Origin of the sequence: Piscinibacter sp., from assembly GCF_050175855.1 — a bacterium.
Lineage (GTDB): Bacteria > Pseudomonadota > Gammaproteobacteria > Burkholderiales > Burkholderiaceae_C > Piscinibacter.
The window spans coordinates 1-8,767 of sequence record NZ_JBFXIO010000214.1 but is presented as its reverse complement, the minus strand read 5'-3'; the positions used below and the strand labels follow the sequence as shown (position 1 = coordinate 8,767).

At 70.0% G+C, this 8,767-nt stretch carries 7 protein-coding genes and 1 pseudogene; 4 read left to right on the top strand and 4 right to left on the bottom strand.

Going from position 1 to position 8,767, the window contains the following annotated elements:
* Both AB7U92_RS16060 and AB7U92_RS16055 read left to right on the top strand, forming a co-directional pair.
* A partial coding sequence (locus AB7U92_RS16060; RefSeq protein ID WP_428578910.1) for a PhoX family protein occupies positions 1 to 2,016 on the top strand: 2,016 nt, incomplete at its 5' end.
* Between the two features lie 73 nt (positions 2,017 to 2,089).
* Entirely contained in the window at positions 2,090 to 2,374 is a 285-nt protein-coding gene (locus AB7U92_RS16055) for a hypothetical protein (RefSeq protein WP_428578908.1), read from the top strand.
* A 13-nt stretch (positions 2,375 to 2,387) separates the two neighbouring features.
* Here the strand turns inward: AB7U92_RS16055 and AB7U92_RS16050 are convergent, their stop codons facing one another.
* From AB7U92_RS16050 to AB7U92_RS16035, 4 genes are read right to left on the bottom strand one after another with little or no spacing between them, the layout of a single operon-like run.
* A complete protein-coding gene (locus AB7U92_RS16050; protein WP_428578905.1) occupies positions 2,388 to 3,146 on the bottom strand; it encodes an SDR family oxidoreductase in 759 nt (252 codons plus the stop codon).
* On the bottom strand, positions 3,143 to 3,964 hold the full coding sequence (locus tag AB7U92_RS16045; RefSeq protein WP_428578902.1) for a BPSS1780 family membrane protein: 822 nt from the start codon (positions 3,962 to 3,964) through the stop codon (positions 3,143 to 3,145). Before AB7U92_RS16045 ends, AB7U92_RS16050 begins: the two co-directional genes overlap by 4 nt.
* Complete coding sequence (locus tag AB7U92_RS16040) at positions 3,961 to 4,935, bottom strand: homoserine kinase (protein ID WP_428578899.1); 975 nt, start codon at positions 4,933 to 4,935, stop codon at positions 3,961 to 3,963. Before AB7U92_RS16040 ends, AB7U92_RS16045 begins: the two co-directional genes overlap by 4 nt.
* A gap of 7 nt (positions 4,936 to 4,942) precedes the next feature.
* Entirely contained in the window at positions 4,943 to 5,257 is a 315-nt protein-coding gene (locus AB7U92_RS16035) for a hypothetical protein (protein ID WP_428578897.1), read from the bottom strand.
* A 40-nt stretch (positions 5,258 to 5,297) separates the two neighbouring features.
* Between AB7U92_RS16035 and polA the strand changes: the two genes are divergently transcribed.
* The gene (polA, locus tag AB7U92_RS16030; protein WP_428578895.1) at positions 5,298 to 8,042 is read left to right on the top strand and encodes a DNA polymerase I; all 2,745 of its coding nucleotides are present in this window, start codon (positions 5,298 to 5,300) and stop codon (positions 8,040 to 8,042) included.
* A 76-nt stretch (positions 8,043 to 8,118) separates the two neighbouring features.
* Positions 8,119 to 8,767, top strand: a pseudogene (locus AB7U92_RS16025) (polyphosphate kinase 1); the annotation flags it as partial.

Genomic DNA, 8,767 nt, shown 5'->3' with positions numbered 1-8,767 from the left:
GCAGCCGCGCCGCAACCGGTCCCCACGCAGAGCTTCAGCAGCGTGGCCAAGAGCACGGCGGACGTGGTGGCCGTGCCCGCGGGCTACACCGCAACCGTGCTCTACGCACTGGGTGATCCGCTGACGGCTGCCACGTCGGCGTTCAAGAACGACGGCACCGACGCCGACTTCGAGAACCGTGCCGGCGACCACCACGACGGCATGTTCTTCTACGGTCTGTCCGCCACCGGCGCGCGCGACGCGAACAGCAGCGACCGTGGCCTGCTGGCGATGAACCACGAGGCGTTGACCGACAACTTCCTCCACGCTGCCGGCGCCAGCGCCCGCCCGCGTCCGGCCGCCGAGTCCGACAAGGAGATCCCGGCGCACGGCATCTCGATCGTCGAAGTGGCCAAGAGCGGCGGTGTGTTCGCCTACAAGAACGACTCCAGCTTCAACCGTCGCATCACGCCGCTGACGCCGATGGAGATCTCCGGCCCGGTGCGCGGCAATGCGCTGGTCAAGACGGTCTACTCGACCGCCGGCACCGCCTGCCGCGGCACGATCAACAACTGCGGCAGCGGCTACACGCCCTGGGGCACCTACCTCAGCGGTGAGGAGAACTGGGCGGGCTACTTCACCCGCTCGGCCACCGACAACGCCGCGCGCGGCAACGACAAGAGCGTGGCCTCGCTCAACCGCTACGGCCGCGCCCAGGGTGCGGCCAGCCGTCACGGCTGGGAAACCTCCGGCGCCGACGACCGCTTTGCCCGCTGGGACATCAGCCAGAAGGGCGTGTCGACGGACGGCACCGACGACTACCGCAACGAGCTGAATACGTTCGGGTATGTCGTCGAGGTCGATCCGTACGACAAGGCCGCCACGATCAAGAAGCGCACCGCACTCGGTCGCTTCGCCCACGAGAGCGCCGACTTCGGCAAGCTGGTGGCCGGCAAGCCGCTGGCCGTCTACATGGGCGACGATTCTCGCGGCGAGTACATCTACAAGTTCGTCTCGGCCGCCAACTGGGATGCCGCCGACGCCAGCGCTGCGAACCGCATCGCCATCGGCGACAAGTATCTCGACGCGGGCAAGCTGTACGTGGCGAAGTTCAACGCCGACGGCACCGGCGAATGGATCGAGCTGTCGATCGCCAACGCGGCCATCGCCGGCTATGCCAACTACACCTTCGCCGACCAGGCCGACGTGTTCGTGAACGCCCGCCTGGCCGCGGATGCGGTCGGCGCGACCAAGATGGACCGTCCCGAGTGGTGCGCCGTGCACCCGACCACGGGCGAGATCTACTACACGCTGACCAACAACAGCAACCGCAAGCTGCAGCCCACCGGCTCGCAGCAGGGCGTGGATGCCGCCAATCCGCGCGCCTACATCGATCCGGATCTGACCACCGGCTCGCCCGGCAACAACAACGGCCACATCATCCGCATCAAGGAGAACGGCGGTGAATCCGCAGCCACCGGGTTCACCTGGGACATCTATCTGTTCGGCTCGCAGTCCAACGGCGACCCGGCGCTGGTGAACCTGTCCGCGCTGACGGCCGACCAGGACTTCTCCAGCCCCGACGGTCTGTGGTTCAGCCGGAACACCGGGCTGTGCTGGATCCAGACCGACGACGGCGCCTACACCGATGCCACCAACTGCATGATGCTCGCCGGCGTGCCGGGCAGCGTGGGTGACGGCGCCAAGACCACGCTGAACCACCCCGTGACCGGCGGCACGGTCACGGTGGACACCTACGTGGGCAAGAAGCCGACGGCGGACACGCTGCGCCGCTTCCTCGTCGGCCCGAAGGACTGCGAGATCACCGGCGTGACCGAGACGCCGGACGGCAAGGCGCTGTTCGTCAACATCCAGCACCCGGGTGAGACAATCGCTGCGGCCGACGTGGCCGACCCGACGAAGTACCTCAGCCACTGGCCCGGCAATGCCGGCTACGGCGCCGGCGGCGCAAGCGCCCGTCCGCGCTCGGCGACCATCGTCATCACCAAGAACGACGGCGGCCGCATCGGCAGCTGACCCACCGCCGCGTGCAGTGGTTCATGGCGCGGCCGCCCCGGCCGCGCCAGAATCACGGCATGCGGAGGCGGGTGTGATCGAGAAAGTCTTCGCCGCCCTTGTGGTGGCAGTGTGTGCAGTGATGCTGCTGCGCCTGGCCCTGGGCCCGGCGCGGCAGCAGCGCTTCGACCGGTTCTGGTTGCGGCTGTGGCAGGGCCTGCGTGCGCGGGCCATCGCGCTGTGGCGCTGGCCGCGCTCGCGCAAGGCGGCCCAGCAGCTTGCCGACGACGCCATCCGCCGCGCCCGCGAGGGCCGCTGGGAGGGCAACGTCTATACGCCCGAGCAGTTCAAGAAGCCGCCCAAGGACAAGATGCACTGAGCCCGGGACGGGCTCAGCCGCGGCCGACGAACGGCATGTTCGTCGCCATCACCGTCATGAACAGCACGTTGGCGTCCAGCGGCAGGCTGGCCATGTGCACCACTGCGTCGGCCACGTGCCTGACGTCCATGCGCGGCTCCACCTTCGTGCTGCCGTCGGCCTGGATCACTCCAGCGGCCATGCGCTCGGTCATCTCGGTGGCGGCGTTGCCGATGTCGATCTGGCCGCAGGCGATGTTGTGGCGGCGCCCGTCGAGCGCGGTGCTGCGCGTCAGGCCGCTGATGGCGTGCTTGGTGGCGGTGTAGGGGGCAGAGAACGGCCGCGGCGCATAGGCCGAGATCGAGCCGTTGTTGATGATGCGGCCGCCCTGCGGCGTCTGGCTCTTCATCAGGCGAATGGCCTCCTGCGTGCACAGGAAGGGGCCGGTCAGATTGACGTCGACCACGGCCTTCCACTGCTCGTAGCTCAGATCCTCCATCGGGATCGCCGGCGCGCCCATGCCGGCGTTGTTGAAGAGCACGTCGAGCCGGCCGAAGGCCTCCTTCGTCTTCGCGAAGAGCGCCTTCACCGAGGCCGGATCGCCCACGTCGGTGGGCACGGCAAGCAGCCGGTCCCGGTCGCCCGGCGCGGCGGCGATGGTCTCGTTCAGCGCGTCGAGCCGGCGGCCGGCCAGCACGACGTGGTAGCCCGCCTGGTGCAGGGCGAGCGCGCAGGCGCGGCCGATGCCGCTGCCGGCGCCGGTGACGAGGGCGACGCGAGGGGTGTTGCTCATGGGGTGCTTTCCGCAGGAGGGAGGGGCGCCGGCTGGTCGCGCTCGGCGAAGCAGTCGGCGAAGGTGAAGTACAGCGAGGTGTAGAAGGCGGTGGACAGCAGCAGCGAGGCCGGCATGGCCAGCAGCGCGATCAGCTGCGGCTGGCCGAGCAGCCCGGCGATGATGTTGGCGCCGGCGCCGAACACCAGCACCACCGCGCACCAGGTCAGCGCGAAGACGAGGAAGGCGCCCTTGTTGCGCCAGATCGCCACCGTGCTGGAGAACAGCGACTGCGCCACGCCCTGGCCGCCCCAGTGCACCAGCGCCGGCGCATGCCAGAACGGGATCGACAGCAGCCCGGCCAGGCCGAAGCGCAGCAGCAGCCCGAGCTCGAGGCGCGGGTCGGCCAGGCGCTCGCCGACGTCGGCCGGCGTGGCCTTGCCGTCGGCCAGCACCTGCATCAGCTCGTCGAGTGCGCCGCCGTCGGCCCACTCGGCCAGGGTGATGATCAGCACGCTGGCCACCGCGTAGACGACACCCAGCAGCATGATCGCGCGGGCCTTCGCGGCGCCCTGGCGCAGCGGCTCGACGAAGGCACGCGGCAGCGGGATACGGCCGGCCTGATGGTCGCGCGTGGCGACCATGAAGCCCAGCGAACCGAGCGGCAGCAGCGCCAGCAGCAGCAGCGAGCCGACCAGCGGCATCAGCGTGAGCAGGAAGATCACGAACAGGAAGGCCGCGAACAGCCCGCTGAAGGCCAGCGGCTGCTGAGAGAAGGCGCGCCAGCCCTGCTTGACCCAGGCGGCGCCGGTGGCGGCGGGAACGGTCTGCAGTCTCATGGTCGGATGTAGTGCCAGGGCGCCTCGCGGCGCGCCGTGAGCACGCGCTCGAAGTGCGTCGGGTCGTGCGGCTTCAGCAGGTGGGCGTCGCGTGGCAGGTGCAGGTCCCAAAGGCGCGAGATCCAGAAGCGCAGCGCTGCGGCGCGCATCAGCGCCGGCAGGCCGCGCAACTCGGCGCTGGCCAGCGGCCGCACCGCATCGTAGGCGGCCATGAAGGCCGTGGCGCGCTCCTCGGCCAGGCGGCCGGTGTCGAGGTCGATGCACCAGTCGTTCAGGCACACGCCGATGTCGAACAGCAGTGTGTCGACGCCGGCGAAGTAGAAGTCGAAGAAGCCGCCGAGCCGGTCCACGCCGTCGTCGCCGGGCTCGAACATCACGTTGTCGCGGAACAGGTCGGCGTGGATCGCCGCCCGTGGTAGGCCCTGGCAGGCGGGCGAGGCCGCGAACTGCTGCTGGAAGGCCAGCTCGTCGTTCAGCAGCGCGGCCCGCTGCCCGGACACGAAGGGCTCGATCACCGGCACCGTCTCCGTCCACCAGGCGAGGCCGCGCAGGTTGGGCTGCACGAGCGGAAAGTCGGCGGCCGCCAGGTGCATGCGCGCGAGCATGTCGCCCACCATCGCGCAGTGCACGGCGTCGGGTGCGAGGTGGTGGCGACCGCGCAGCCGGTCGACCACCGCCGCCGGCTTGCCCGCCAGCGTGTGCAGGATGGCGCCGCCGCGGTCGGGGTGCGGGCGCGGCACCGGGATGCCGCGCTCGGCCAGGTGCTTCATCAGCTGCAGGTAGAAGGGCAGCTGCGCATGCGTGAGCCGCTCGAACAGCGTCAGCACATAGCGGCCGTTCGCGGTGTCGGCGAAGTAGTTGGTGTTCTCGATGCCGCTGGTGATCGGCTGCAGCGCGGTCAGCGCGCCGGTGTCGAGCCGGGCGAAGAGTTCGGCTGCCTCGTCGAAGGAGACCTCGGTGTAGACCGCCATGCGCCGATCAGAAGCTCAGCACGTTCCAGACGCGCTTGCCGGCGGCGCCGCGCGAGGTGTTGACCCCTTCGCCGAGATCGCGCGAGCCGTCGCCGACCAGGATCTCGTAGCCCTTGGCGGTGCCCACCTTGGGCTGTACCGTGATGCGCTGCGTGGCGCCGCGCACGCGCAACTCCTCGATGCGGCTGCCTTCGTCCTCGACGACGATGTGCTGCACGCGCGGCTCGGCGCTGGGCGGCGCGGGCGCGGCGGCGGCCTGCGCGAAGGCCAGGCCGGCCGGGGCCGAGAGGGCGAGGGCCAGGAGCGCGGAGCGGGCGTTCATGGAGCCATTCTAGGCGGCACCCATGCTCCACAATGCCGCCATGACGACCAAGACCCTGCTGCTGGTGGACGGCTCGAGCTACCTGTATCGCGCCTACCACGCGCTGCCCGACCTGCGCAGCCCCGACGGCTTTCCCACCGGCGCGATCCACGGCATGGTGGCCATGCTCAAGCGCGCGCTGCAGGACGTGCAGCCCGAGCACGCCGCCTGCGTGTTCGATGCCAAGGGCGACACCTTTCGCAACGAGTGGTATCCGCAATACAAGGCCCAGCGCGCGCCGATGCCGGAAGACCTGGCGAAGCAGATCGAGCCGATCCACGAGGTGGTGAAGCTGCTCGGCTGGCCGGTTCTGATGGTGCCCGGCATCGAGGCCGACGACGCGATCGGCACGCTGGCGCGCATCGCTGCGCGCACCGGCCACGAGGTGGTGATCTCCACCGGCGACAAGGACCTGGCGCAGCTCGTCGACGAGCACGTCACGCTGATCAACACGATGAGCAACGAGAAGCTCGACGTGGCGGCGGTCGAGGCCAAGTTCGGCGTGCCGCCGCAGCGCATCGTGGACTACCTGACGCTGATGGGCGACACCGTCGACAACGTGCCGGGCGTGGAGAAGGTCGGCCCGAAGACGGCCGCCAAGTGGATCGCCGAATACGGCTCGCTCGACGGCGTGATCGCCGCGGCCGGCTCGATCAAGGGCGTGGCCGGAGAGAACCTGCGCAAGGCGCTCGACTGGCTGCCCACCGGCCGCAAGCTGGTGACGGTGGTGACCGATTGCGACCTCGCCGCCGACATCCCCGGCTTCCCCTCGCTCGATGCGCTGGCGCTCAAGCCGGTCGACCGCGACGGACTGCTCGACTTCTACGGCCGCTACGGCTTCAAGACCTGGAAGCGCGACCTCGAAGGGCAGGGGGCTGCGGCCTCGCCGGCCGCCGAGGGCGAGACAGCGCCCGTCGCGCCGAAGGCGTCCACCATCGATAAGCGCTACGAGACCGTGCTGACGCACGAGGCGCTGCAGCGCTGGCTGTCGCGCATCGAGGCCGCGCCGCTGACGGCGATCGACACCGAGACCGATTCGCTGGACGGCATGAAGGCGCGCATCGTCGGCGTCTCGCTCTCGGTGGCGGTGGGCGAGGCGGCCTACATCCCGCTGCGCCACGACTACGCCGGCGCGCCGGCGCAGCTCGATGCCGACGCGGTCCTGGCCGCGCTCCAGCCCTGGCTGGAGAGCGAGCGCCACGCCAAGCTCGGCCAGAACATCAAGTACGACACCCATGTGTTCGCCAACGCCGGCATCACCGTGCGCGGCTACCGGCACGACACGCTGCTGCAGAGCTACGTGCTCGAGGCGCACAAGCCGCACAGCCTGGAGAGCCTGGCGCTGCGCCACCTCGGCCGCTCCGGCCTGAGCTATGAAGACGTGTGCGGCAAGGGCGCGCACCAGATCCCCTTCGCGCAGGTCGACGTGGCGCGCGCCGCCGAATATTCGTGCGAGGACAGCGACATGACGCTGCACGTGCACGAGACGCTGTGGCCGCAGCTGCAGGAGCAGCCGGGGCCGCTGTTCGTCTACGAGAAGATCGAGATGCCCAGCGTGGCCGTGCTCGGCCGCATCGAGCGCCACGGCGTGCTGATCGACTCGGCGGTGCTGGCGCGGCAGAGCCAGGAACTGGCCGAGCGGCTGATGGCGCTGGAGCGCGAGGCGCACGAGATCGCCGGCCAGCCCTTCAACCTCGGCAGCCCCAAGCAGATCGGCGAGATCCTGTTCGGCAAGCTCGGCCTGCCGGTGAAGAAGAAGACCGCCACCGGCACGCCGTCCACCGACGAGGAGGTGCTCGCCGAGCTGGCCGCCGACTACCCGCTGCCGGCCAAGCTGCTCGAGCACCGCAGCCTCGCCAAGCTCAAGGGCACCTACACCGACAAGCTGCCGCTGATGGTCAACCCGGCCACCGGCCGCGTGCACACCAACTATGCGCAGGCGGTGGCGGTGACCGGGCGACTGGCCAGCAATGACCCCAACCTGCAGAACATCCCCATCCGCACGCCGGAAGGTCGCCGCGTGCGCGAAGCCTTCGTCGCACCGCCGGGGCATGCGATCCTGTCGGCCGACTACTCGCAGATCGAGCTGCGCATCATGGCCCACATCAGCGAGGACCCGGGCCTGCTCAAGGCCTTCGCCGAAGGCATGGACGTGCACCGCGCCACCGCCAGCGAGGTGTTCGGCATCCCGCCCGAGCAGGTGACGCCCGAGCAGCGCCGCTACGCCAAGACCATCAACTTCGGCCTCATCTACGGCATGGGCGCCTTCGGCCTGGCGCAGAACCTCGGCATCGAGCGCGCCGCGGCCACCACCTACATCGAGCGCTACTTCCAGCGCTTCGCCGGCGTGAAGCGCTACATGGACGAGACCAAGGCCTCGGCCAAGGCCAAGGGCTACGTCGAGACCATGTTCGGCCGGCGCATCTACCTGCCCGACATCAACGGCGGCAACGGCCCGCGCCGCAGCGGCGCCGAGCGCCAGGCGATCAACGCGCCGATGCAGGGCACCGCGGCCGACCTGATCAAGCTGGCGATGATCGAGGTGCAGGCGCTGCTCGACCGCGAGCGCCGCGCCACCCGGATGATCATGCAGGTGCACGACGAACTGGTGTTCGAGGTGCCCGACGCCGAGATCGACTGGGCGCGCGAGGCCGTGCCGCGCGTGATGGCCTCGGTGGCGCCGCAGATGAAGGTGCCGCTGCTGGCCGAGGTGGGCGTGGGGCCGAACTGGGACCAGGCGCACTGAATCCGCGTCGGCTGAGCGCTGTCACGCGGCTGTCGCATTTCGTTCATAAACTGCCCGGATGAACGATCGGGCTCCTGTGCCAGCCGAAGACGCCGCGCCGATAGGCGAACCCGCCCCGGCGGCGCCGCTGCCGCCGCTGCTGTCGCGCGAGCGCGCCATCCTGGCGTTCAACCGCCGCGTGCTCGCCCAGGCGCAGCGCGAGGACGTTCCCCTGCTGGAGCGCCTGCGCTACGTGTGCATCGTCTCGTCGAACATGGACGAGTTCTTCGAGGTTCGCTTCGCCGACTTCCTCGAAGCGGCGCGCGCCGGAGACGCCGCGGCGTCGCGCCGCGACCTGGAGGCGGTGGCCGCCGAGGCGCACCGCCTGATCGACGACCAGTACGCCGTCTTCAACGACGAGCTGATGCCGCTGCTGCAGCGTCACGGCATCGTGATCCTCAACCACGCCGACCGCGACGCCGCGCAGCGCGAATGGGTCGACCGCTTCTTCCAGAAGCAGGTGCGGCCGCTGCTCGTGCCGGTGGGGCTGGATCCGTCGCACCCCTTCCCGCAGGTCGCGAACAAGTCGCTGAACTTCATCGTGCGGCTGGGCGGGCGCGACGCCTTCGGCCGCGCCAACGGCATCGCCATCGTCAAGGTGCCGCGGGTGCTGCCGCGGGTGATCCGCCTGCCCGACGAACTGGCGCCCGGCCGCCAGGCCTTCGTGCTGCTGACCAGCGTGATCC

Excerpts from the sequence above, each read along its gene's own strand:
- AB7U92_RS16050 (WP_428578905.1), bottom strand. The coding sequence starts at position 3,146 with ATGAGCAACACCCCTCGCGTCGCCCTCGTCACCGGCGCCGGCAGCGGC.
- AB7U92_RS16045 (WP_428578902.1), bottom strand. The coding sequence starts at position 3,964 with ATGAGACTGCAGACCGTTCCCGCCGCCACCGGCGCCGCCTGGGTCAAG.
- AB7U92_RS16040 (WP_428578899.1), bottom strand. The coding sequence starts at position 4,935 with ATGGCGGTCTACACCGAGGTCTCCTTCGACGAGGCAGCCGAACTCTTC.
- AB7U92_RS16035 (WP_428578897.1), bottom strand. The coding sequence starts at position 5,257 with ATGAACGCCCGCTCCGCGCTCCTGGCCCTCGCCCTCTCGGCCCCGGCC.
- polA (WP_428578895.1), top strand. The coding sequence starts at position 5,298 with ATGACGACCAAGACCCTGCTGCTGGTGGACGGCTCGAGCTACCTGTAT.